17 protein-coding genes and 1 pseudogene are annotated in these 23,222 nt (G+C 59.5%); 7 read left to right on the top strand and 11 right to left on the bottom strand.

The window, feature by feature from the left end:
- Positions 1-242 precede the first annotated feature (242 nt).
- Positions 243-1,319, bottom strand: a complete 1,077-nt coding sequence (gene mtnA / locus ACXX83_RS03890) for an S-methyl-5-thioribose-1-phosphate isomerase (protein WP_095966349.1) — start codon at positions 1,317-1,319, stop codon at positions 243-245.
- A gap of 108 nt (positions 1,320-1,427) precedes the next feature.
- Between mtnA and ACXX83_RS03885 the strand changes: the two genes are divergently transcribed.
- The 3 genes from ACXX83_RS03885 to mupP are packed head-to-tail and all read left to right on the top strand — an operon-like array spanning position 1,428 to position 4,195.
- Positions 1,428-2,762, top strand: a complete 1,335-nt coding sequence (locus ACXX83_RS03885; protein ID WP_458547606.1) for a TRZ/ATZ family hydrolase — start codon at positions 1,428-1,430, stop codon at positions 2,760-2,762.
- Between the two features lie 58 nt (positions 2,763-2,820).
- A complete protein-coding gene (gene ubiG, locus ACXX83_RS03880) occupies positions 2,821-3,519 on the top strand; it encodes a bifunctional 2-polyprenyl-6-hydroxyphenol methylase/3-demethylubiquinol 3-O-methyltransferase UbiG (RefSeq protein WP_007985381.1) in 699 nt (232 codons plus the stop codon).
- 4 nt (positions 3,520-3,523) lie between these two features.
- The gene (gene mupP, locus ACXX83_RS03875) at positions 3,524-4,195 is read left to right on the top strand and encodes an N-acetylmuramic acid 6-phosphate phosphatase MupP (protein WP_015093976.1); all 672 of its coding nucleotides are present in this window, start codon (positions 3,524-3,526) and stop codon (positions 4,193-4,195) included.
- Positions 4,196-4,215: 20 nt separating this feature from the next.
- Here mupP and ACXX83_RS03870 read toward each other — a convergent pair.
- Positions 4,216-4,296 (bottom strand): annotated as a pseudogene (locus ACXX83_RS03870) (outer membrane lipoprotein carrier protein LolA); the annotation flags it as partial.
- A gap of 54 nt (positions 4,297-4,350) precedes the next feature.
- Between ACXX83_RS03870 and ACXX83_RS03865 the strand changes: the two are divergent.
- Positions 4,351-5,091, top strand: coding sequence for a YciK family oxidoreductase (locus ACXX83_RS03865; protein ID WP_015093975.1), 741 nt, complete (start codon positions 4,351-4,353; stop codon positions 5,089-5,091).
- A gap of 367 nt (positions 5,092-5,458) precedes the next feature.
- Positions 5,459-6,385, top strand: a complete 927-nt coding sequence (locus ACXX83_RS03860; protein ID WP_126049920.1) for a GGDEF domain-containing protein — start codon at positions 5,459-5,461, stop codon at positions 6,383-6,385.
- 135 nt (positions 6,386-6,520) lie between these two features.
- Here ACXX83_RS03860 and ACXX83_RS03855 read toward each other — a convergent pair whose 3' ends face one another.
- Positions 6,521-7,282 carry an iron-containing redox enzyme family protein gene (locus ACXX83_RS03855; protein ID WP_437179729.1) on the bottom strand — a complete coding sequence of 254 codons (762 nt, stop codon included), beginning with the start codon at positions 7,280-7,282 and terminating at the stop codon, positions 6,521-6,523.
- Positions 7,283-7,358: 76 nt separating this feature from the next.
- Entirely contained in the window at positions 7,359-9,818 is a 2,460-nt protein-coding gene (locus ACXX83_RS03850; protein ID WP_217837508.1) for an EAL domain-containing protein, read from the bottom strand.
- A 182-nt stretch (positions 9,819-10,000) separates the two neighbouring features.
- On the opposite strand from ACXX83_RS03850, the gene ACXX83_RS03845 reads away from it, so the two are divergent.
- Entirely contained in the window at positions 10,001-14,644 is a 4,644-nt protein-coding gene (locus ACXX83_RS03845; protein ID WP_458547605.1) for a deaminase domain-containing protein, read from the top strand.
- A gap of 2 nt (positions 14,645-14,646) precedes the next feature.
- Here the strand turns inward: ACXX83_RS03845 and ACXX83_RS03840 are convergent, their stop codons facing one another.
- The 5 genes from ACXX83_RS03840 to ACXX83_RS03820 all read right to left on the bottom strand — a co-directional run bounded on the left by ACXX83_RS03840 (position 14,647) and on the right by ACXX83_RS03820 (position 19,045).
- Positions 14,647-16,464, bottom strand: coding sequence for an ABC transporter ATP-binding protein (locus tag ACXX83_RS03840; RefSeq protein ID WP_015093970.1), 1,818 nt, complete (start codon positions 16,462-16,464; stop codon positions 14,647-14,649).
- Positions 16,457-17,092 (bottom strand): DsbA family protein, encoded by a 636-nt coding sequence (locus ACXX83_RS03835; protein WP_458547604.1) that lies wholly within the window; start codon positions 17,090-17,092, stop codon positions 16,457-16,459. Before ACXX83_RS03835 ends, ACXX83_RS03840 begins: the two co-directional genes overlap by 8 nt.
- Positions 17,093-17,095: 3 nt before the next feature.
- On the bottom strand, positions 17,096-18,037 hold the full coding sequence (gene trhO / locus ACXX83_RS03830; protein ID WP_015093968.1) for an oxygen-dependent tRNA uridine(34) hydroxylase TrhO: 942 nt from the start codon (positions 18,035-18,037) through the stop codon (positions 17,096-17,098).
- A 171-nt stretch (positions 18,038-18,208) separates the two neighbouring features.
- A complete protein-coding gene (locus ACXX83_RS03825; protein WP_007973667.1) occupies positions 18,209-18,508 on the bottom strand; it encodes a BolA family protein in 300 nt (99 codons plus the stop codon).
- A gap of 12 nt (positions 18,509-18,520) precedes the next feature.
- Positions 18,521-19,045: a DUF2059 domain-containing protein gene (locus tag ACXX83_RS03820; RefSeq protein ID WP_015093967.1), complete on the bottom strand. Its 525-nt coding sequence runs from the start codon at positions 19,043-19,045 to the stop codon at positions 18,521-18,523.
- Positions 19,046-19,236: 191 nt separating this feature from the next.
- Here ACXX83_RS03820 and ACXX83_RS03815 point away from each other — a divergent pair, with 191 nt between their 5' ends.
- On the top strand, positions 19,237-20,631 hold the full coding sequence (locus tag ACXX83_RS03815; protein WP_217837507.1) for a class II fumarate hydratase: 1,395 nt from the start codon (positions 19,237-19,239) through the stop codon (positions 20,629-20,631).
- Between the two features lie 129 nt (positions 20,632-20,760).
- Here the strand turns inward: ACXX83_RS03815 and ACXX83_RS03810 are convergent, their stop codons facing one another.
- Positions 20,761-21,720, bottom strand: coding sequence for a DMT family transporter (locus tag ACXX83_RS03810; protein WP_407800522.1), 960 nt, complete (start codon positions 21,718-21,720; stop codon positions 20,761-20,763).
- Between the two features lie 244 nt (positions 21,721-21,964).
- Positions 21,965-23,149 (bottom strand): thiolase family protein, encoded by a 1,185-nt coding sequence (locus ACXX83_RS03805; protein ID WP_217837506.1) that lies wholly within the window; start codon positions 23,147-23,149, stop codon positions 21,965-21,967.
- Positions 23,150-23,222 lie beyond the last annotated feature (73 nt).

The raw sequence follows: 23,222 nt of genomic DNA, 5'->3' as shown, positions 1-23,222 counted from the left end.
GTAGTTAGTTGACCGGTGACAGGCTGAAAAGGGAACAGGGAGGCTTAGAGCCGTGTTGAATGGAGAAATGGGGCTGGATTTTGGGTTGTTCGGTGCCTATGCAGGCCTCTTCGCGGGCAAGCCCGCTCCCACAGTGGTTCTTTATTGTGCCGACGATTGCGGTCACACCTCGATCAACTGTGGGAGCGGGCTTGCTCCGGGCGGCGATCCGACGAAAGCGATTGAACAGACACCAACGATAATTAATGCAGACGCTTGCGGCACATCAACTGCGCCATCTTCGCCGTGTCCGGGCGTTCGACAATGCCTTTTTCGGTGACGATCGCATCGATCAGATCCGCCGGCGTCACGTCGAACACCGGGTTGAAGGCATGGACATCAGCCCCGACGCGCTTGCCACCAACTTCCAGCAACTCGCGACCATCACGCTCTTCAATCGGAATGTCGTCACCACTGGCCAGGTTCATATCGATGGTCGAACTCGGCGCCACCACCATGAAGCGCACGCCGTGGTGCATGGCGTTGACGGCCAGCTGATAGGTGCCGATCTTGTTGGCCACATCGCCATTGGCGGTGATCCGGTCAGCGCCGACGATGACCCAGGTAGGGCCTTTGGTCTTCATGATATGCGCAGCGGCGGAATCGACATTGAGGGTCACGGGAATGCCTTCATTGGCCAGTTCCCATGCGGTCAGCCGCGAGCCCTGCAGCCATGGGCGGGTTTCGTCGACATAGACCTGCTCGACCATCCCCTCGATGAATGCAGCGCGAATCACGCCCAGCGCCGTGCCAAAGCCGCCCGTGGCCAGTGCGCCAGTGTTGCAGTGGGTCAGGATGGCCTGGGCGTTGCCCTGATGCTTGCGGATCAGGTCGACACCCAGTTGCGCCATGGTCAGATTGGCTTCGCGATCACTTTCGTGAATGGCAATGGCCTCGGCCTCCAGCGCCTCCAGCGGATCGGCATTGTCTTTCAGGCGATCAAGCCGGTCGTGCATGCGACCCAGCGCCCAGAACAGGTTGACCGCAGTAGGACGGGAATCGGCCAGCAGCATGAAATCCTCTTCCAGCGCCGCATACCAGTCGCCACCTTCGGCAATCCGGGCACGGGCCGCGAGCACAATGCCATAAGCGGCGCTGATGCCGATGGCCGGCGCGCCACGCACCACCATCGAGCGAATGGCCTCGGCCACACCGGCTGCACTGGTGTAGGCGATCCAGGTTTCCTCGAACGGCAAAATACGCTGATCCAGCAGATGGAGAGCGCCATCACGCCAATCGATGGCCTTTACCTTTTCCGCAGCCAACAGTCGATCGCGCATCCCTCACCCCGCACTCATGAACAAAAGCCGCCGATTATAGCGATCCCCCCGCGAAGACGCTCGGGTATACTTCGCCATTCTTTACAAAAGCACTGGAACCGACCCTCGATGCCGAACACTGCCGCTGCGCTCGACCTGTTATTGCTGCCGACCTGGCTGATACCCGTCGAACCCGCTGGTGTCGTCCTCAAGGAACATGGCGTGGGCATCCGTGATGGACGCATCGTGTTTATCGGCCCACGTTCCGCCGCACTGAAGCTTAACGCAACCGAAATCCGCGAATTGCCCGACATGCTGCTCAGCCCCGGCCTGATCAATGCCCACGGGCACGCGGCAATGACACTGTTCCGCGGCCTGGCCGATGACCTGCCATTGATGACCTGGCTGGAAAACCACATCTGGCCCGCCGAAGCCAAGTGGGTCGACGAAGACTTCGTGCGCGACGGCACCGACCTTGCCATCGCCGAGCAAATCAAAGGCGGCATCACCTGTTTCTCTGACATGTACTTCTTCCCGAAGGTTGCCAGCGAGCGCGTGCACAACAGCGGCATTCGCGCGCAGATCGCGATTCCGATCCTCGACTTCCCCATTCCGGGCGCCGGCTCCGCGGATGAAGCCATTCGTCAGGGCGTTGAACTGTTTGGCGATCTCAAGCACCACGAACGAATCAAAATCACCTTCGGCCCCCACGCACCCTACACCGTGGGCGACGAAAACCTGGAAAAAATCCGGGTGATCGCCGAGGAACTGGACGCCTCGATCCACATGCACGTGCATGAAACCGCCTTCGAAGTGCAGCAGTCGGTCGAGCAGCGTGGTGAACGCCCGCTGGCCCGCCTGGCGCGCCTGGGCTTGCTGGGGCCGCGATTCCAGGCGGTTCACATGACCCAGATCAGCGATGAAGACCTGGCACTGCTGGTAGAAAGCAACAGCAATGTGATTCATTGCCCGGAGTCGAACCTGAAGCTGGCCAGCGGGTTCTGCCCGGTCGAGCGCTTGTGGCAGGCGGGGGTCAATGTCGCGGTCGGCACCGATGGCGCGGCGAGCAACAATGATCTGGACCTGCTCGGCGAAACCCGCACCGCAGCCCTGCTGGCCAAGGCTGTCGCCGGCTCGGCCACCGCGCTGGATGCCCATCGCGCCTTGCGCATGGCCACCCTCAACGGTGCCCGTGCCCTGGGTATCGAAGCCGTAACCGGCTCGCTGGAAATCGGCAAAGCGGCGGACATGGTGGCGTTCGATCTCTCCGGCCTGGCCCAGCAACCGGTCTACGACCCGGTTTCGCAGCTTATATACGCCACCGGCCGGGACTGCGTGAAACACCTTTGGGTTGCCGGCAAGCAACTGCTCGACGACCGTCGCCTCACTCGCCTTGATGAACAACAGCTTTGCGCTGTCGCGAAGGCCTGGGGCCAGCGCATCAGTGGCCGTACCGAATCGTAAGCACCCCGGAACGCCATCCGGGGCAACAGGATTTTTCAAGTTTTAGAGGACTTAGACCATGAGCAACGTCGACTACGCCGAAATCGCCAAATTCGAGGCACTGGCCCATCGCTGGTGGGACCGCGAAAGCGAATTCAAACCGCTGCACGACATCAACCCGCTGCGGGTCAACTGGATTGACGAGCGGGTCAATCTGGCCGGCAAGAAAGTTCTCGACGTGGGTTGCGGCGGCGGCATCCTCAGTGAAGCCATGGCCCAGCGCGGCGCGACCGTGATGGGTATCGACATGGGCGAAGCGCCGCTGGCGGTTGCCCAGTTGCATCAACTGGAATCGGGCGTCAACGTCGAATACCGGCAAATCACCGCCGAAGCCCTGGCCGAGGAAATGCCGGAGCAGTTCGACGTGGTCACCTGCCTGGAAATGCTTGAGCACGTGCCGGACCCGTCGTCGGTCATCCGCGCCTGCTTCCGCATGGTCAAGCCCGGCGGCCAGGTGTTCTTCTCGACCATCAACCGCAACCCGAAGGCGTACCTGTTCGCCATCGTCGGCGCCGAATACATCATGAAGCTGCTGCCGCGCGGCACCCACGACTTCAAGAAATTCATCCGCCCTTCCGAACTCGGTGCCTGGAGCCGCATGGCCGGCCTGACCGTCAAGGACATCATCGGCCTGACCTACAACCCGCTGACCAAGCACTACAAGCTGGCCGCCGACGTGGACGTCAACTACATGATCCAGACCCTGCGCGAGGAATAAGCCGATGCCAATCAGAGCAGTTCTTTTCGACATGGACGGCACCCTGCTCGACACCGCGCCAGACTTCATTGCGATCTGTCAGGCGATGCGTGCCGACCGCGGCTTGCCACCGATGAACGACAAGCACATCCGCGACGAGATTTCCGGCGGTGCCAAGGCGATGGTCGCCGTGACCTTCGCCATGGATCCGGAATCGCCGGGGTTCGAAGAGTTGCGCCTGGAGTTCCTGGAGCGCTACCTCGTCGGTTGCGCGGTGCACAGCAAGCTGTTCGACGGCATGGCCGAGTTGCTCGCCGATATCGAGAAAGCCAACCTGATCTGGGGCGTGGTCACCAACAAGCCACTGCGCTTTGCCGAACCGATCATGCAACAACTGGGGCTGTCCGAACGTTCGGCGCTGCTGATCTGCCCGGATCACGTGAAGAACAGCAAGCCGGATCCGGAGCCGCTGATCCTGGCGTGCAAGATGCTCGACCTGGACCCGGCCAGCGTGCTGTTCGTCGGCGACGACCTGCGCGACATCGAGTCGGGCCGTGATGCCGGCACCAGGACGGCTGCAGTGACCTTCGGCTATATCCACCCTGACGATAACCCGCGTCACTGGGGTGCGGACGTGGTGGTCGATCATCCGCTGGAGTTGCGCAAAGTGCTCGATAGCGCGCTCTGCGGCTGCTGAATCTCTTTACTGAGCTCGCCCACTGTAGGGGCGAGCTTGCTCGCGAAAAACCTGAGAGCGCCGCGGGGTGCCAGGCTCGTCGTGTAATCGTTGACGACCATCGCGAGCAGGCTCGCTCCTACAAGGTTCGCTCGTTCTGATCTGTTGAGGTTTTTATGTTTGATTATTCCGCCCGCCCCGAACTGCTCAAGGATCGGGTCATCCTGGTCACCGGTGCAGGACGCGGCATCGGCGCCGCAGCGGCAAAGACCTACGCCGCCCACGGCGCAACAGTATTGCTGCTGGGCAAGACCGAAGCCAACCTGACCCAGGTCTACGACGAAATCGAAGCCGCCGGCCATCCACAACCAGCGGTGATCCCGTTCAACCTCGAAACCGCCCTGCCCCATCAATACGATGAGCTGGCAGCGATGATCGAAAACGAATTCGGGCATCTCGACGGCCTGCTGCACAATGCCTCGATCATCGGCCCGCGCACGCCGATCGAACAGCTTTCCGGCGAAAACTTCATGCGGGTCATGCAAGTCAACGTCAATGCGATGTTCATGCTCACCAGCACATTGCTGCCGCTGCTCAAGCTGTCACAGGACGCCTCGGTGGTGTTCACTTCCAGCAGCGTCGGCCGCAAGGGGCGTGCGTACTGGGGGGCTTACGGCGTCTCCAAATTCGCCACCGAAGGCCTGATGCAAACCCTGGCTGACGAAGTCGACACCGTGGCCCCGGTACGTTCCAACAGCATCAACCCGGGCGCTACCCGCACCAGCATGCGCGCCCAGGCTTACCCGGGTGAAAACCCGCTGAACAACCCGACGCCCGAGGAGATCATGCCGGTCTACCTGTACCTGATGGGCCCGGACAGCACCGGTATCAATGGTCAGGCGTTCAACGCCCAATAACGACCGTACGTCGCTTTTTCGATGCCGCGCCGGCTTCCCGACGCGGCACTCGAAGACACCCCATGCACCTGTCAAACAAACGTCACACGCTGCGCCACACAGGTAGTAGATGAAGCACAACCATTTGATTTAATACGAATTTTATTCGGATGAACCGAATGGCACGACTTTCGCTCTAAGTTTGCTCAGACACGCAACGTGAAAGCAGACGGGGTGAAGCATGGGTGCAGAAGTTACTCATCTTCCACAAAGCAGATTAAACTTGTACGAAATGTCCTACGGGACTGACGGACCAGTACGACGCGCAGCCCTAAGCCGCTCTCACCCTGCTTGTAAGACAGCCTTACTGCTCAGGGGCGCACGCCTAATGAAACCACCTTCCCAGACCAACGCAATTGACTTCGATAGCGCCAAATTGCAGCGACTGGGCTTTGGTCAGCAACCGCCTCTTCTGGAACGGCCCGTCAGCCTTGCGCAAATGCGCCAGCAACTGGGCCTGCAACTGCAAACCAGTCTGGAACCGCAGCGCATTCTTGGGACTTTCTATCGCGAGATTCAGCGATTGGTGCCGCTGGACGCCTTGTGTTACCTGCACAAGAGCAGTGATCTGCGCCTGGAGTTCGGCCAGCGTGGTCACCATTCCATCAGTTACAGCCTCAGCCACGATGGCGAACACCTGGGTGAACTGATTTTCCGCCGCAATCAGCGTTTCAGCGAACAGGAACAGGGCAATCTCGAATCACTGCTGGCTACGCTGCTGTTTCCGATGCGTAATGCGCTGCTTTACCGTACCGCCACCCAAAGCGCACTGCGCGACCCGCTGACGGGCACCGGTAACCGCATCGCCATGGACCAGACGCTGCAAAGGGAAATCGAGCTGTCCCGGCGCCATCTGCAACCGTTATCGGTGTTGATGCTGGACATCGATCATTTCAAGCTGGTCAATGACACCCATGGCCATAGCACGGGTGATCACGTGCTCAAGGCGGTCGCCGCCTCGATCAAGAACCAGCTGCGCAATGTCGACATGGTGTTCCGCTATGGCGGTGAAGAGTTTCTGATATTGCTGTCCAATACCAGCCGCGAAGCCGCGGCCATGGTGGGGGAACGGCTGCGGTTTGCAGTGCAGGCTGAGGAGTACCTGGCCGACGGTCATACGATCTTGCTGACAGTCAGCCTCGGCTGTTCGACCCTGTTGCCCGGCGAGTCCGCCGACAGCCTGTTGCGGCGGGCAGACAGTGCACTGTATGTGGCCAAGCGCGAAGGTCGTAACCGGCTGGAGATGGCGGGCTGATTTTTCAGCCACCACATAAACCAATGTGGGAGCGGGCTTGCTCGCGAAGGCGGAAAATCAGCGACATCCATGCCGCCTGATACACCGCTTTCGCGAGCAAGCCCGCTCCCACAGTTGTTTCAACCAGACATTGAATCAGCCTTCGGCCAATGCCATCCGCTCACGCACGACCGGCGCCCGCTCTGCGTGCTCCAATTGCATGCAACGCTCGAGAAACAGGTACATGTAGTCGTAACTCTTGCAAACGGCCTGGCGCAATTCCACCTGCAGGGATCTGCTCGGATTGGTGCCCGCCAACGTGCAGATGATTTCCAGGGCTTCCCACGGATGGGCATCGTCGTACTGGGCATGCATCTTCAGCCACTTCATCGCCCGCTTGCGATCCTCCTCGGGGAACGAGGCGGCGTAGATACCGTTGGAACAGACGAGTGCCGACCACTCCCCGGTCGCTCCTTCGATGGCGTAGTTGGTGGCGGCAATCGCAACGATCAGCGAGTCGGCCGAACTGGTGTGCCAGCACCAATGGCTCAACGCGTGAAGCTCCGGTGCAACCTGCTGTGCCTGCAGGTCCTCCAGGCTGACACCGTGCGCGCGACTCCAGTGCACCCAGTAATCGGCGTGGTTCAATTCGACGCGGATGTTGCGCATCAGCCAGCGACGAGCCATGTCTTCGCCGGGATGACGGGCGAAGCGGGTCTTGGTCAGGTTTTGTGCCATATACAACGCGAACTGTTCGACCACCGGCCAACCACCGATCAGGTATTGGCGCATGGTCTTCGCACTGAGCTTGTTGTCTCGCATGCGTTGGTACAGTTCGTGTTCGACAACCCGGCGCTTGCTCTCGCTGCAATCCTGGATCAGGCGCTGGGCCCAGGCAGGGTAACTTGCAGCTTCCATGAGCGGTCCGGTTCGGTTGAATGTGTCGATCACTGTCGAGCTCCTTTTGATTGTGATTGTAAGACCGGCAGGAATTTCAACGGAACGTGCCAGGGGCCTTGAACAACATCGGCTGGGGCCTGGCAGGACGACTCAACAAGCTATCGCTGGTAAACAGATGCGGGCGTTCAATCACATACCCTTGAGCGTAATCAACCCCGATCTCCAGCAATGCCTGCTCGATCTGGGGCGTTTCGACAAACTCGGCAATCGTGCGCTTACCCATGACATGGCCGATGTGATTGATCACCTCGACCATGGCGCGGTTTATCGGGTCGTCCAGCATATCCTTTACGAAACTCCCGTCGATCTTCAGGAAGTCTACAGGCAAATGTTTCAGGTACGCGAATGAGGACATTCCGGCACAAAAATCGTCAAGTGAAAAATGGCATCCTAAGCCTTTGAGTTCATTAATGAATCTAATGGCGCTGCCAAGATTTGAAATGGCACTGGTTTCAGTAATTTCAAAACAAATCATTTCAGGCGGAATCGAATAGGTCACAAACTGTTCACGCAGGAAGTCCAGGAACGCCTCATCCCCGATCGTCGTGCCTGACAGATTAATCGCACACATGGCCAGCGGCCCTTGGCCTCGCTCGGCCCGACATTGGGCAATGATCTTGAACACGTTCTGCACCACCCAGCGATCAAGCGAGCTCATCAGGCCATAACGCTCGGCAGCCGGAATGAAGCTGTCGGGCAAGATCATCCGCCCGGCTTCATCATGCAATCGCAGAAGAATTTCAATATGCCCGCCGTCCTGCTCGACATGACCCAAGGGGACGATTTCCTGGGCATACAGGCAGAAGCGGTTTTCCTCCAGCGCCATGTGCAAACGTTGCACCCAGGCCATTTCGCCGAAACGCAGGGACAGTTCCGAATCATCCGGATGATAGACCTGGACCCGGTTGCGGCCCTTTTCCTTGGCCATGTAGCACGCCATGTCAGCAGCACGCAGCGAGACTTCGAGCGTCGTCGGATTCTGCGCGACATGAACCAGCCCGATACTGACAGTGGTGACGAAAGGCCGGCCCTTCCAGACAAAATGCAGATTCTGCACAGTCTGGCGCAGGCTCTCGGCAATTTTCTCCGCCGCTTCCGGCGCACAGTTTTCCAGCAGGATGCCAAACTCGTCGCCGCCCAGGCGCGCCAGGGTATCGCCTTCGCGCAGCCCCGACTGCAGCAAGGCGCAGATATGCCGCAACAGTTCGTCGCCCGCCGCATGGCCGCAGGTATCGTTGACCAGCTTGAACTGATCCAGATCGAGGAACATCAGGGCATGGCGCCCCGAGTAGCGGGTCAGGTTGTGCAGCGCCTGTTCCAGGCGATATTCGAATTCACGGCGGTTGGCGAGTCCGGTCAAGGCATCGTGGGTCGCCTGCCATGACAGATTGGCGATGTATTGCCGCTCCTGGGTCATGTCATGCAGCACCAGCACCGTACCGCTGACTTTGCCGGCATTGCGGATGGGCGCGCCCACCAGTGTGACCGACACCGTGCTGCCGTCCAGGCGTTGAATCAGCTTGGAGTGCTCGCTGCCGCCACTGAGCTGGCCGCTGAGAATATGTTCGATAAGAGTGAAGCCATCGGTCTGGGCCTCTTCATCCAGCAGGTTGAACAGCGCTGCCAGCGGCAAGCCTGTCGCCTGCTCGGCCTTCCAGTGGGTCAATGCCTCGGCCGCCGGGTTCATGTAGGCAATCGCACCGGAAACATCTGTGGTGATCACGCCGTCGCCAATCGATTGCAGGGTGATCTGCGCCCGTTCTTTCTCCAGCTGCAGTGCATCGGCGAAGGCATGGCGCTGCTTGAGCAGCTTGCGGGTGCGCATCAGCGCCAGCGCAATCAATCCAAGCGCAGTGGCGAGGTTAGTCAGCAGCAGCAGACGAAGAATGACCCGCGACCCTTCCCCCAGTGCATCACTGAAGGCTTTCGCCGCCGGAGTCACTTCATCATTGATCGCGAAGATCTGCTCCTTCCAGCGCTGGATATCCGCATCAGAGGCAGGGCGGGTATTGATGTGCTGATGCATGTCCCTGGCAACGTCATCGAGCTTGGCCAGATAGGCATCCCCCACGGTCCACAGGTCGATGGCTTTTTCGAGGTAACTGAAGTGACGAAAGTTGAGGTACAGCCAGATCAGGCTGGCAACGTCGTCCGGATGGTTGCCCCCCTTGAGGATCGCCAGCCTCGCCGCTTCGATGTTCGGCGGTTGCTGATCCAGCGCCACACGCAATTCATGCCCGCCTTGAGGCACGGAAATGGCGCTCTGGTACTTATCAAATATCCCTTCGTCGCCGCTGTCGGCGTAGAGGTTCAGGTAATAGATGGCATCTTTCTGGCCCTTGGACCAAAGGCTTTCGCCTGCAACATAGCCACGAACAGCCGACAGCACATAAAGGCTAACGCCGCCCAGCAAGGCTTGAAACAACACAACGGCGATAAATGGCCAGACAATGCCCAACAACCGTGGCGTTCCGAGAGTCCGCGTTTGATTCATGAGGTCCCTTGCATTAGCACTGCTTGCTCGTCTTCCGGACGTAATCGCTTTAGCCAGACTAGGGCGCGATTGCGCTTCCGGCAAGCCGGACACTGTACATCGTGCGACACATATGTACCGCATGCGCAAAGAACGAAACTCCGACACTGCCGGCTCTCATCCATTTCCAGAGCCGCTATCTCATGCAATCTCCAACTTCAACGCCCACCCCGTTGCAGCGACATGCCAGCCAACAGGCCGAATACGAGGCGTTATTGACCGCCTTGTCAGCCGTGCAAACGGCATCTTCCGAAATCAGTGGTTATTACATGCCTCCCCAGGCGGACTCCCCCCTGGGCATTGAGCACAATCACGCGCAAGCCCTGCTGCTGGCGCTTTTCGAAGATGCCGGTGACAAGGTGTTGTCTGAGCATCTTCGCCCCATTGAAGGACTGCTGACCGAAGTGAACGGCGTCGCCGATCAGTGTGTTTTCTCAACGACCCGCAAAGATGGCTCCGTCGCCCTGCACAGGATCAATGACGTAACAGATTCCGCCAGCGCGATTCGAGCCTTTCAACGGGCGCTGGTGAGTATAGGGGGGTACATACGCACCGACAGGTTGCTGCCCTTGCCGCAGTGCCTGAAGTTTTACGGCCTGACATTGCCAGCCGCAAACAACACAGAGTCCCTGACCCGACTGATTGAAGAGGTGCAGGAAAAACGCGCCATTCACCGATTGAACCTGGAACAGGGGCTGCAAATCAGTGAACTGATAGAACCGCACCATCCCCCCCTGATTCTCAACGTCATCAGCGAAATCGTCACAACTGAAGCCAGCTCCGTCATCGACACCCTGGCCAATGACGTCACGCCGCCGATTACGCCACAGCAACTGAACACCCAGCCTACGGCCTGCCTTGAGCGTCTGCTCGACACCCCGAAGGCACAAAACGTGGCCAGGCGCCTGCTCGAAACACTCGACTGGTACGGCGGAGAACCCGACGAAGAAACGGTTCCAGACATTGGCGCAAAACTGCTGCTGGAAGCGTTGCGACTGTGGTACGACCTGACGCATACCGATGCGCCACACAGCATTGCCGGCTACTCATTGCAACAACGCGGCAACCACGGCAAAAGCTACGCGGATATCCTCGAAAGCTTCCGGCAACACCTGAAGGACTCACATTACGCGATAACGCCAACCGAAAGAGCGTTGCTGGGAAGGCTCGGTCAAGCCGGGTTTCCAGTTGAATTCCAGGTGCGCGATATTCCCCACGACTTGCCCTATGCCACGTCTATCGTCTGGGTCAACTTCGTTCACGGCGCCCATCTCGCTCATGCACTGGACCCGACCCTGCTGCAACGACTGACCTTCCAGCAACTGACCGATCTACCCTTGAAAAAAAGCGAGAACGCCACAGACGCTCTGCTCCAGTTGATCGCGCTAACGCGAATTCCAGCCGCGTTGACCTGGACGCAGGCAACCGGGGTGTTGGCACATAGCGCGCAAACCAGCGACTCCCGGGAAAGCAAAATGGAAGCCCTGAAAGCGCTGGAAGACCACACACGGCAATTGAATGATGCGATCGTCCAACTCGATACCGCCCCCCCACAACGACTGAAGCTGGCGGAACAGCAGCTGAAGGTGGCATTGACCAACGATATTTCGATCGACCCCCTGAGCATCCGCCTTATGCGCGACCTTTATCGGTCAGGCAGACGCGTTGAACGCGGTATCCTGGATACCCCGGTTGTGCCGCAGGCAACCTGGCCGCTGCTCGAGGTGTATGCCTCAGGTGGCTTGAAGCCCGGCAGCAAGTGGTACATCAGCAGGGACGGCAAGACCGCGAGCTTTTGGATCAGATTGTCCGCTGATCGCAAGTTTGAATCGGGTTTGGCAAATCCTGACACCCCTGCTTCCCGGATCTTGTTGCTGCAACACAACCGCACACTGCCTGATATCGATGAACTGTTCGACAAGCAATTCAAAAGCTACCTCGACGAGACAAAAAAAGCCTACGAAGTCCTGATCAAAAGCCTGTTGGTCACACTGCCGTGGGCCGATCGCAAGGTGCTGGAGCATGGCGAAGTCAGGATTCTCAGCCTTCGGGATGAAACCGGGCGCAAAGCCGATGAAGAAACCGCAGCACACACTCTGCCGCTCAGGGCGCGCATGGGATTTGTGCTGCAAGCCGCTTACGGGAAAGACGTGCTCTTCTATGAGTGCCTGCCCCGTGCTGGTGTCATAAGGCCGCGCACTGATGTGACAACCGCCCATGTCGGAGGCGTTCGTGACAAGTTTTTTTTCGTCAACCGCTGGGCTGAAGAGGACTATGACTTCTATATCGCCATACGCCCACATCGCCTGCCATTCGATCGCGATGCCCATACATCCGGCACGCCCCCGAGAGCAGGAACCACCTGTCGCGCGATTCTTGATCCGCTAGGCAACGCCCTCCCCCCTACTCCAACTCCGCCGGCACATCATGACTATTCGCCCAATTTCACGCTGACGTCTCCCCGTACGCAGCAAATCGCGTCCTTTATTGCAACCCAACTGTTTTTTCTTGATGAACAGGAACTGCGCCGCGAAGCCCGGGGTACCACACAATACGAACGCGACCTCGACGAAAAACACTGGATCAACAACCTCAAGGGATTCGTACCCTTCTGGGGCAGCCTCGAAGACCTTCAATCGGACCAGTTCGGTGATCGCGTGCTCGGCGTAATCGGCCTGGCGCTCGATATCGTGTCGTTTGTGATGCCCTTGGGTAAGTTCGCTGCCGGGAGCATCCGCTTGGCCGCCCGAGCCGGCAGGATGGGAATTCGTGCGACTTTGCCGCGAATGGCAGATCTGTCCAGAATCCTGGTGACTTCGAGCTTGAAAAACCTCAACCCTCTGGACGGTGCGAGCGACTTGTTACGGCTCATCGGACGGGGAGTGAAAGGCGCAGGACGCGCAGCGGTCCATCTCGAGAGGCGGGCGATGTTCCAATTGAAAAAACTCGCCGGCAAGGCCGATAGTTATGACTTTGTCAGCAGCCTGCCCCAGGCAACCGAACCGGGACGCTGGAAACCGCTGATGAATGCCGACCAACTGGGTGTCGTCAAAGGCATCGAAGATGTTCCGCTGCGAAAGATCGACGGCCACCATTACTTGATTGACCCGCTGTCTACTCGCCCCTACGGCCCGCGGCTCACTGCCCTGGATCATGAGTTGTCACTCGGGCGCTCCAGTTACAACCGAGTGAATAAAACCGACGACCTGATTCTCTTTGAACTCCCGGATCAGGCTCACGTTCGCTATCAGTTCGATATCGATGGGCGCACGACAGCCTTCATCGACGACGCTCCCTACCGCCTGGATGGCGAAGACCTGCGCCGCGTCGAAATGATCGATGACAGCGGCGCATTGACGTCAGTCCCCTGTCGGCCACGCCGCGCGCCAGACAACGGCAGCGAATGCCGCAGCAGTTTTGTGACAGGAACGCCCGCCCCGACGCCGGAAGTCGGCTCATTCGACGAAACCAAAGGTTACGCACCCTGGTTTGGCGACAGGATGTCCGAAGCGGTTATCCGGCCAGGTCATAACGGTCAGTTTGTCACCCACGAGGGAAATCTTTATCAGGTCATCGACAACAAACCGACCCTTTACCCTGGTGACATCACCGAACTTGGCTTTGCCAGGAAGTGGCTGGTGCCCCGCCGCGAGATGCCGGCCAACCTGATGTTCCGCAAAGGCATTTATGGCCGTATCGAAGTCAAGGGGGTTTACGAGGGCGCCGAGGACCCGCACCAGATCGGGGCCATTCTGGTGCCATCCATCGATGAATCGAGCACTTATGTTTTCAGCCGAATCAACACCGACAAATATTACGTCGCGACAGTGCCCAAGGGACAAAACCTGAGCGAGCCACTGACGTTGAAACGCCTGTTCAAGGCTGACATGGCTGAAGACACCCTGGGTGCGGAACTGCTAACGGTGTACACCGGGTCATTGAGCGCCAATAACATCGCGCGCATCCACGGCGAGGAAGCCCTTGAGCTCGCGATGAAAACCATGGACGAAATCGCCATTCCCATCGGAGCGGCCCCTAACCCACCGGGCAACATGAAATTCCTGAAGGTCGACACCAGTCCTGGAGAAGCGCTGATGTTCGATCATGCAACCCGAATGATCGTCACTCGAATGCCTGAAGGCGCCACGACCTGGAGCAGGAGCAAGGATGCTCCGGAGGACTTGCGTCAAAGCACCGCCAATATTTTCGATGCCTTGTTCATGGAGCCGACGATCGACGCCAGTAATGCCAACAGCGCGCTGAGGATCAACCAGACCATGCAGAAGCTGCACCAGTTGATACCCAGACGCCAACGCTCCTTCAATCCAAGAAACATTGCATACGCCGACGTCATGACAAGCAGTGGACAACGGGAAATCTACGTCAGCGTTTCCGGCGCCCAGCAAGCAACCGATCACTTGCCGCTGTTCAAACAGCATCTTGGAGCGGATTCAGTTCAGGTTGGTGAATCGACCTACTTCAACATCGACATGAATCAGCGCTTTCCCTACACCTCTCTCGATATGACCGCTGAGGGCAAGTTGCTGGCCGTGCCGACGACCATCAAGGACATCGGCACTTACAAGCCAGCGCAGTCGAAAAAACCGACATCACTGGACAGCGAAAGCAAGTTGATCCGCGTGATCCGGGAAAAATACCCCGACCCCAAGGCAATCAAGTCCGTCAACATCGCCACAACGATGCCACCTTGCGAGTCGTGCTCGATCGTGATGAAAGAGTTCGGCTACGACGGTGGGGAAAACGCGCTCCAGGTGCTGTGGAGTTAAACCTACAACCGCTGCAAATGCCCATACAGCTTGGCATACAGACCACCATCGGCAATCAGCTGCTGGTGGTCGCCGTCCTCGGCCACTTGCCCGCCGTCAAATACCAGCACTCGATCAGCCTGTTTCACCGCCGAAAGGCGGTGGGCAATGATCAACGTGGTGCGGTTGCTCAGAAACCGCGCCAGCGCCTGGTGCAGGTTGTATTCGGTGGCGGCATCCAGCGCGGAGGTGGCTTCGTCGAGGATCACCACCTTGGGCTCGGCGAGCACCATCCGGGCGATGGCCAGGCGTTGGCGCTGTCCGCCGGACAAACGCACGCCGGAGCGCCCGACGATGCTGTCCAGGCCATTGGGCAAATCCCGCACCGTGCCGTGCAACTGGGCGATTTCCAGTGCATGCCAGCAAGCCTCGTCACTGCGCTCACGGCCCATGGTCAGGTTGGCCCGGATGGTGTCGTTGAACAGCGCCGGATGTTGCAGGACCACGGCAACATTTTCCCGCACGGTTTCCAGGCCGATCTCCTGCTGGGTCGAACCGCCAAATCGAATGGTTCCGGACAACGGCGTGTACAAACCCAGCAGCAGTTGCACCAGCGTGCTCTTGCCCCCACCACTGGCGCCGACGATCGCGACCTTTTCGCCGGGGGCGATGGACAGGTTCATCTGGTTCAGGACCAGTTCATCGCCGTAACCGAAGCTCAACCCTTGTACTTCCAGCCCGACGGTCTCGCGACCGATGAACGGGTCGACGCCGCCCGGGTATTCAGGCTCATCATCACGCGACAGCAGCTCATTGATCCGCGACAGCGCACCGCCGGCAGCGTAGTAGGCATATTGCAGGTTCAGCAGCTGTTCGACCGGACCGATCATGAACCACAGGTAGCTGAACACCGCGAGCATCTGGCCGATGGACAAGTCGGAGAACAAAACCGTGAGCATGGCCGCGGCACGGAAAATATCGATGCCGAACTGGAACAACAAACCGCTGGCCCGGTTCGACGCATCGGTTTTCCATTGCGAATTCACCGCATAGTCGCGCACGTCACGGGCGCGTTGCCCCAAGCGACCGAGGAAAAACCCCTGCCGGTTGCCGGCGCGAACTTCCTGGATGGCATCCAGGGTTTCGGTCAGCGCCTGGGTAAAGCGCGAAGTGCTGTCGTTCTCGAGTTTTTTCAGGTGCTTGACCCGTTTGCCCAGTTGCACCGTGGCGTAGATCACCAGCGGGTTGAACAGCAGGATCAGCAATGCCAGTTTCCAGTGCATCCACATCAGAATGCCCGCCGTACCGACCAGGGTCAGCATGGCCACGAGGAAACGACTGAGGGTTTCACCGACGAATTTGTCCAGCGTGTCCAGGTCGGTGACCAGATGCGTGGTCACCGTGCCACTACCCAGGCTTTCGTATTCACCCAGCGAGATACGCTTGAGCCGTTCGATCAGACGTATGCGAATGCGGTAGACGATGTCCTTGGCCAACCCGGCGAACAATTTCGCCTGCACCACGTTGAACAGCAACGCCGTACACCTCAGGGTCAAGGTCACCAGCAGCATCAGGCCGATGTAGCCCGCCGCTTTTTGCCAGCCTTCGGGCAGCGCGTGGTTCATGATCTTCAGCGCGGCGTCACCGTGCCCCAGCAACACCTCGTCCACCAGCAACGGCAGGAGCAAGGGAATCGGCACGCTGCACAAGGTCGCCAGCACGGCCACGCCGTTGGCGATCCACAGAGACTTCTTGTGATGCAGGGCCAGGCGACGGATTTCCGCCCAACTCAGACGGTCGACACGTTTAGCGGTGGCGACGTCATCGGGCAGGTCATGCACAGGCAGCGCGCTCCAGCCAGCGGCCGAGCAGCGGGGACAGCACACTCAGAGGCTGATAGCCGTTGGTCAGCAATGCCAATTGACCATTGCGTTCAGCGAGCAATGTAGGAAAACCGGCGATACCCAGGTCCTGGACCCAGGTGAAATCGGCGGCGGTGGCTGCGTGCATATCAGCCCGATCGAAAGCACCGGCGAACTCGATGCGAGGCAGACCGGCCTGTTCCGCCAACTCGACCAACACGCTGGCCTGGGTGACATCACGGCCTTCGGCATAAAATGCGTGTTGAATCAGCCCGAGCAGTTTCAACGCGCAATCCGGCGCCAGGCTGCGCGCCGTCACCAAGGCCCGGCAGGCAGGTTCGGTATCGTAGACAAAACCGTCGGGCAGCGCGCCTTCGAACTTGAACGGCTGGCCGGTGGCCTCGGTGACCGCCTGCCAATGCTCAAAAATATAGCGTCGGGTGGTCGGCTCCAGAGCCGCACCGCTACCGGTTCGCAAGCCACCCACGATCAGATGCACATCCACACCCGCGGCTTGCGCCTGCTCGACCAGTGCCTTGACCACCGGGGCAAACCCCCAGCACCAGGAACACATCGGGTCCATCACATAGAGCAGGCGCGCAGACATGGTTCAGGCCTCGGTGGATGCTTGCTTGTAGTTGTAGCCGATCGGGTGAGGCTGGTTACGAGCCTTGGCCAGCTCGATCTGCTTCTGCCGGTCGATGGCACTGCGACGGGTCTTCTCACTCAGCTTATCCCAGCAATGCGGGCAACTGATGCCGGCCACGTAATGCTCGGACGCGCGGTCTTCGATGCTGACCGGAGTGCGGCAGGCATGACATTGATCGTAGTCACCTTCGCTCAGGTCGTGTCGCACGGTCACGCGGTTGTCGAACACGAAACAGTCGCCCTGCCACTTGGTTTCTTCCTGCGGCACCTCTTCGAGGTACTTCAGGATGCCGCCCTTGAGGTGGTAGACCTCACCGAAGCCCTCGCTGAGCATGTAGCTCGACGCTTTCTCGCAGCGGATGCCGCCGGTGCAGAACATCGCGACCTTCTTGTGCACTGCCGGGTCGAAGTTGGCTTTGATGTAGTCGGGAAATTCGCGAAAACTGGTGGTTTTCGGGTCGATGGCGCCTTCGAAGGTGCCAATCGAGACTTCGTAATCGTTGCGGGTGTCGATCAACAGCACTTCCGGGTCGCTGATCAGCGCGTTCCAGTCTTGCGGGTCGACGTAGGTGCCGACCTTTTTGTTCGGGTCCACGCCTTCCACACCGAGGGTGACGATTTCTTTCTTGAGTTTGACTTTGGTGCGGTAGAACGGCTGCTCATCGCAGTACGACTCTTTATGGTCGATGTCGTCCATGCGTGGGTCGTTCTTGAGCCAGGCCATCAGCCCGTCGATGCCTTCGCGGCTGCCGGACACGGTGCCGTTGATGCCTTCTTCGGCAATCAGCAGGGTGCCTTTGATGCCGTTGTCGACCATCGCTTGCAGCAGGGGCTCGCGCAGGGCGACGTAATCTTCCAGGGTGACGAACTTATACAGTGCCGCCACGACAATCTGTTGTGTCATGGGTAAATCTCCAGGTGGCTACCCTCGTAAGGGGTGAACCGGATGCGAAAAAAAACGCGCCGGGTGAGCGGCGCGTTGGGCATTCTAACAAAAAAGATCGCAGCCTGCGGCAGCTCCTACATGGGAATACAATTTCCTGTAGGAGCTGCCGCAGGCTGCGATCTTTTGATCTTAATGCTTGCTGCCGCCAGCACAGGTCGGCGAGGCCGGAGCCGCGTCGATCTGTGCCCATTCCTCTGGCGTGTAGGTATGCAGCGCCAACGCATGGAACTCGCCCATCAGCTCGCCGAGCGTGCCGTAGACTTTCTGGTGACGCTTGACCCGGTTCAGGCCATCGAACTGCGCGCTGACCACCACGGCCTTGAAATGGGTTTGCAGCCCACGGCTGTGCATGTGGCTCTCATCCAGCACTTGCAGATGCTCGGGCTGAAGCAGGGCGAGCGTCGATTCGATGCGTTGTTGCATAGTCATACCGAACTCCGCTTAAGGCTTTTTCTTGGCGGGTGCAGCCGCGTCTTTCGGGGCCAGCTCGGCCGTCATGTCAGCCAGCAGCTTGTTGACCACCGGCACAGCGCTTTCCAGCTTGGACTGGGTCATCTGGGCCGATTGCTGGGTCAGCTGGGGCATTTTTTCCATGACTTTCTTGCCCAGTGGCGACTGGTAGAACGCAACCAGGTCCTTGAGCTCGGATTCGCTGAAATTGCTGGTGTACAGCTTGACCATGTCCGGCTTCAGCTTGTTCCAGCCAATGGCCTGGTCCAGAGCGGCGTTAGCCTTGGCCTGGTAGGTTTCCAGTACGGCTTTTTTCGATTCAGGGGCTTTGGACTGTTCGAAACGCTGGGCAAACATCTGCTGTACTTGCATGTACACCGGAGTGCCCAGTTTGTCAGCGTGCGCCATGGTCAGGAAAGCCTCGGCACTGGCGTTATGGCTGGCGGTGTCGGCGAGAACCTGGCCGCTGGCGCAGACCAAAGCAACGGCGGTACAGATGGCACGAAGACGAGTCATCGAGTTTCCTTTTCTAGCTGGCGAGGTAAGACCCCAAGGGCGTCCATTCTGCGCCTAAAAAAGTGTGTCGCTCAACCCCAAGCCTTGTCGCACCTGATTTAGAGGGGTTGAATGGACAAATTCAGACTGATGGAACCACGGCCGTCGATCACGGCCTAAACTGCGCAATCGGACCTACAGGAGTGAGCAAGATGAGCCGTATCGAAACCGACAGCCTCGGCCAGGTTGAAGTCCCGGATGAAGCCTATTGGGGTGCTCAGACGCAACGCTCGCTGATCAACTTCGCCATCGGCAACGAACGCATGCCGCTGGCGGTGTTGCATGCCCTGGCGCTGATCAAGAAAGCCGCGGCGCGGGTCAATGATCGCAACGGCGACCTGCCCGCCGATATCGCCCGTCTGATCGAGCAGGCCGCCGACGAGGTGCTCGCCGGCGACCACGACGACCAGTTTCCGCTGGTGGTCTGGCAAACCGGCAGTGGCACCCAGAGCAACATGAACGTCAACGAAGTCATCGCCGGTCGCGCCAACGAGCTGGCTGGCAACCCCCGTGGCGGCAAGTCCCCCGTGCACCCCAACGATCACGTCAATCGCTCCCAGAGCTCCAACGACTGTTTCCCCACCGCCATGCACATCGCGGCCGTGCAGGCGGTGCAGCAGCACTTGCTGCCGGCGATCAGCGAATTGTCCGGCGGCCTGGCCGAGCTGGCTGCTCGCCATATGAAGCTGGTCAAGACCGGCCGCACCCACATGATGGATGCGACACCGATCAGCTTCGGCCAGGAAATCTCGGCCTTCATCGCGCAACTCGATTACGCCGAGCGGGCGATCCGCAGCGCACTGCCCGCGGTCTGCGAGCTGGCCCAGGGCGGCACAGCGGTCGGCACCGGGCTGAATTCGCCCCACGGTTTCGGTGAAGCCATCGCCGCCGAACTGGCCGCCCTCTCCGGTTTGCCGTTTATCACCGCGCCGAACAAATTTGCCGCACTGGCCGGCCATGAGCCGCTGACCACGCTGTCCGGCGCGCTGAAAACCCTCGCCGTGACCCTGATGAAAATCGCCAACGATCTGCGCCTGCTGGGCTCCGGTCCCCGCGCTGGCTTTGCCGAAGTCAGGCTGCCGGCCAATGAGCCGGGCAGTTCGATCATGCCGGGCAAGGTCAACCCGACCCAGTGCGAAGCGCTATCGATGCTGGCCTGCCAGGTGCTGGGCAACGACGTCGCTATCGGCTTTGCGGCCAGTCAGGGCCACTTGCAGTTGAACGTGTTCAAACCGGTGATCATCCATAACCTGCTGCAATCGATCCGATTGCTCGGTGATGGCTGCAGCAACTTCCAGCAGCACTGCGTGGCGGGTCTGGAGCCGGATGCGGGAAAAATGGCTGAACACCTGGAACGTGGCCTGATGCTGGTGACGGCACTGAACCCGCACATTGGTTACGACAAATCGGCGGAGATCGCCAAGAAGGCCTACAGCGAAGGGCTGACCTTGCGTGAGGCGGCGTTGCAGTTGGGGTATCTGACTGATGAAGAGTTCGATGCCTGGGTAAGGCCGGAGAATATGCTGGAGGCCGGGGCCAAGGGCTGAATCTGTAGCGCCTGATAGTCCGTCTTCGCGGGCAAGCCCGCTCCCACAGGTTTCGAGTCGTCCATGAACATTGTGGACGACGCAAAACCTGTGGGAGCGTGGCTTGCCCGCGATGAACGATGACGCAGTCTAACTGGCTGCCATCCGCACTTTCCGCGCTTTCAACCCTGCAATCAATGACGGCCCCAACGCCACCAGCGCCGACCCCAGCACCACCAGCACCGCACCGCCATAACCCAACCCATTGATCGTCTCGGCATGCACATACTCGGGCCACAGCCATGCCGCCATGGCAACCGCCGCAAAAGTCACCAACGGCGTGATGGCCAGCGTCGCGCTGACCCGGGAAGCTTCCCAGTGGGCCAGGGCCTCGGCAAAAGCGCCATAGGCAATCAGGGTGTTGAGACAGCACGCGAGCAGCAACCACCCCTGCAAGGGGTTCAATTGCAGCGCTTCAAGCGGATGCACCCAGGGCGTCAGCAGCGCCGCGCAAAACAGGTAGATCACCATCATCACCTGCAGCGAATTCCACACCGTCAGCAATTGCTTCTGCCCCAGGGCATAGAATGTCCAGACCGTGGACGCCAACAGCACCAGCAGAACGCCGGCGGTGTAGTCGGTCAGCGACGTGAGCAATTCACTCAAGCGCTGGTTGAAGAACAGCGCAAAGCCGATCAGCAGCACCAGCAGGCCAATCCCCTGCCCCAGGCTGAAGCGTTCCTTGAACACAAACAGACTGGCGATCAGCAGCATGATCGGCCCCATCTGCACTACCAATTGCGCGGTGCCGGGGCTGAGCAGGTTCAGGCCCATCAAATACAAGACATAGTTGCCCACCAGGCCAAGCACGGCCATCAGCACCAGCCAGCCACCGCGAGGACCGAGCACTTTGTGGCTGGGCAGGCGCCTGGTGGCCGCCAGGTAAAGGAACAGACAACCGCCAGACACCAGCAGGCGAAACCAGGTCACCGTCACCGGGTCCATCACCAGCAACACTTGCTTGAGCTTGATCGGCAGGATTCCCCACAACAACGCGGTCAGCAAGGCCAGGAACAGACCGTAAACCCAGCGACCCGATGAAATGTGCATGTGAACCCCGAAGCCAACTGACAGGAGCCGTCATTCTAGGCGCAGAGCGGTGACGCACACAGGGACAGTTACGGTCTGGCCGCGATTGAAACTGTGCGGGTCGTAATCTTCGGGGGATGTTTTTTGACCGTGGCGCGCCCATCGCGAGCAAGCTCGCTCCCACAGGTTCTTTGGTCACCACAAAACCTGTGGGAGCGAGCTTGCTCGCGATGGCTATCTAACTGACAACGAGAAATATCGAGGCCTAGCGCACCGCTTCGAACAGCCCGGTCGCCCCCATCCCGCCCCCCACGCACATGGTGACGATGCCGTAACGCAGATTGCGCCGCTGCAGTTCACGCACAAGGTGCCCGACCTGACGCGAACCGGTCATGCCGAACGGGTGGCCGATGGAGATCGAGCCGCCGTTGACGTTGTACCGGGCGTTGTCGATTTCCAGGCGATTACGGCTATAGAGGCACTGCGAAGCGAACGCCTCGTTGAGTTCCCACAGATCGATATCGGCAACGTGCAAGCCTTTGGCCTTGAGCAGTTTCGGCACCGAAAACACCGGGCCGATGCCCATCTCGTCCGGCGCGCAACCGGCCACGGTAAAACCGCGGAAGAACGCTTTCGGCTTGAGCCCCAGTTCCAGTGCCTTTTCCAGGCTCATCACCAGGGTCATGGACGCCCCGTCCGACAGTTGTGAAGAGTTGCCGGCCGTGACCGAGCCATCTTCGGCGAACACCGGTTTCAAGCCGGCCAGGCTTTCCAGGGTGGTGTCGGGGCGGTTGCAGTCGTCGCGGTCGACGATGCCGTCGAGGATCTGCGCCTGGCCGGTCGCCTTGTCTTCGACGCGGTACTTCACCGCCATCGGCACGATTTCATCAGTGAACAGCCCGGCGGCCTGAGCCTCGGCGGTGCGCTGCTGGCTTTGCAGCGCGTACAGGTCCTGCTCTTCGCGGCTGACGTTGTACCGACGCGCGACGATTTCAGCCGTCTGGCCCATCGGGAAATAGATGCCCGGCACCTGCTCCTTGAGCAGCGGGTTGATCAGGTTGTCGGTGTTGACGCTTTTCATGGTCAGGCTGATGGACTCGACGCCACCGGCGACGATGATGTCGCTGCAACCCGAAGCGATCTGGTTGGCGGCGATGGCGATCGCCTGCAAGCCCGAGGAACAGAAGCGGTTGAGGGTCATGCCGGCCGTGCCGATGCCCAGGCGCGACAGCACCGCGACGTTGCGCCCGATATTGAAACCCTGGGCACCTTCGTTGGAGCCGGCGCCAACGATGCAGTCCTCGACGCTTGCCGGATCGATACCGGTGCGCGCCAACAAGGCATCGACACAGTGTGCCGCCATGTCGTCCGGGCGGGTCATGTTGAATTTGCCGCGAAAGGATTTGGCCAGGCCGGTCCGCACGCTGTCGACGATCACCACTTCACGCATGGCATACCTCATTGTTGTTGTCGGTTGAGAGTGGACCGAGCATAAGTCCAGCCCTTCACCGACCGCGACAATC

This window comes from Pseudomonas sp. GNP012 (genome assembly GCF_054343835.1).
Note: the sequence above shows the minus strand (reverse complement) of the source record. Positions and strands in the feature narration are given on the sequence as shown.

Bases quoted from the DNA above. Each gene is read 5' to 3' on its own strand.
- mtnA (WP_095966349.1), bottom strand. From the start codon at position 1,319: ATGCGCGATCGACTGTTGGCTGCGGAAAAGGTAAAGGCCATCGATTGG.
- ACXX83_RS03835 (WP_458547604.1), bottom strand. From the start codon at position 17,092: ATGTCTGCGCGCCTGCTCTATGTGATGGACCCGATGTGTTCCTGGTGC.
- ACXX83_RS03850 (WP_217837508.1), bottom strand. From the start codon at position 9,818: ATGAATCAAACGCGGACTCTCGGAACGCCACGGTTGTTGGGCATTGTC.
- ACXX83_RS03825 (WP_007973667.1), bottom strand. From the start codon at position 18,508: ATGACTATGCAACAACGCATCGAATCGACGCTCGCCCTGCTTCAGCCC.
- ACXX83_RS03810 (WP_407800522.1), bottom strand. From the start codon at position 21,720: ATGCACATTTCATCGGGTCGCTGGGTTTACGGTCTGTTCCTGGCCTTG.
- ACXX83_RS03885 (WP_458547606.1), top strand. From the start codon at position 1,428: ATGCCGAACACTGCCGCTGCGCTCGACCTGTTATTGCTGCCGACCTGG.
- ubiG (WP_007985381.1), top strand. From the start codon at position 2,821: ATGAGCAACGTCGACTACGCCGAAATCGCCAAATTCGAGGCACTGGCC.
- trhO (WP_015093968.1), bottom strand. From the start codon at position 18,037: ATGACACAACAGATTGTCGTGGCGGCACTGTATAAGTTCGTCACCCTG.
- ACXX83_RS03820 (WP_015093967.1), bottom strand. From the start codon at position 19,045: ATGACTCGTCTTCGTGCCATCTGTACCGCCGTTGCTTTGGTCTGCGCC.
- ACXX83_RS03805 (WP_217837506.1), bottom strand. From the start codon at position 23,149: ATGCGTGAAGTGGTGATCGTCGACAGCGTGCGGACCGGCCTGGCCAAA.
- ACXX83_RS03865 (WP_015093975.1), top strand. From the start codon at position 4,351: ATGTTTGATTATTCCGCCCGCCCCGAACTGCTCAAGGATCGGGTCATC.
- ACXX83_RS03815 (WP_217837507.1), top strand. From the start codon at position 19,237: ATGAGCCGTATCGAAACCGACAGCCTCGGCCAGGTTGAAGTCCCGGAT.
- ACXX83_RS03845 (WP_458547605.1), top strand. From the start codon at position 10,001: ATGCAATCTCCAACTTCAACGCCCACCCCGTTGCAGCGACATGCCAGC.
- ACXX83_RS03860 (WP_126049920.1), top strand. From the start codon at position 5,459: ATGAAACCACCTTCCCAGACCAACGCAATTGACTTCGATAGCGCCAAA.
- mupP (WP_015093976.1), top strand. From the start codon at position 3,524: ATGCCAATCAGAGCAGTTCTTTTCGACATGGACGGCACCCTGCTCGAC.
- ACXX83_RS03855 (WP_437179729.1), bottom strand. From the start codon at position 7,282: ATGGAAGCTGCAAGTTACCCTGCCTGGGCCCAGCGCCTGATCCAGGAT.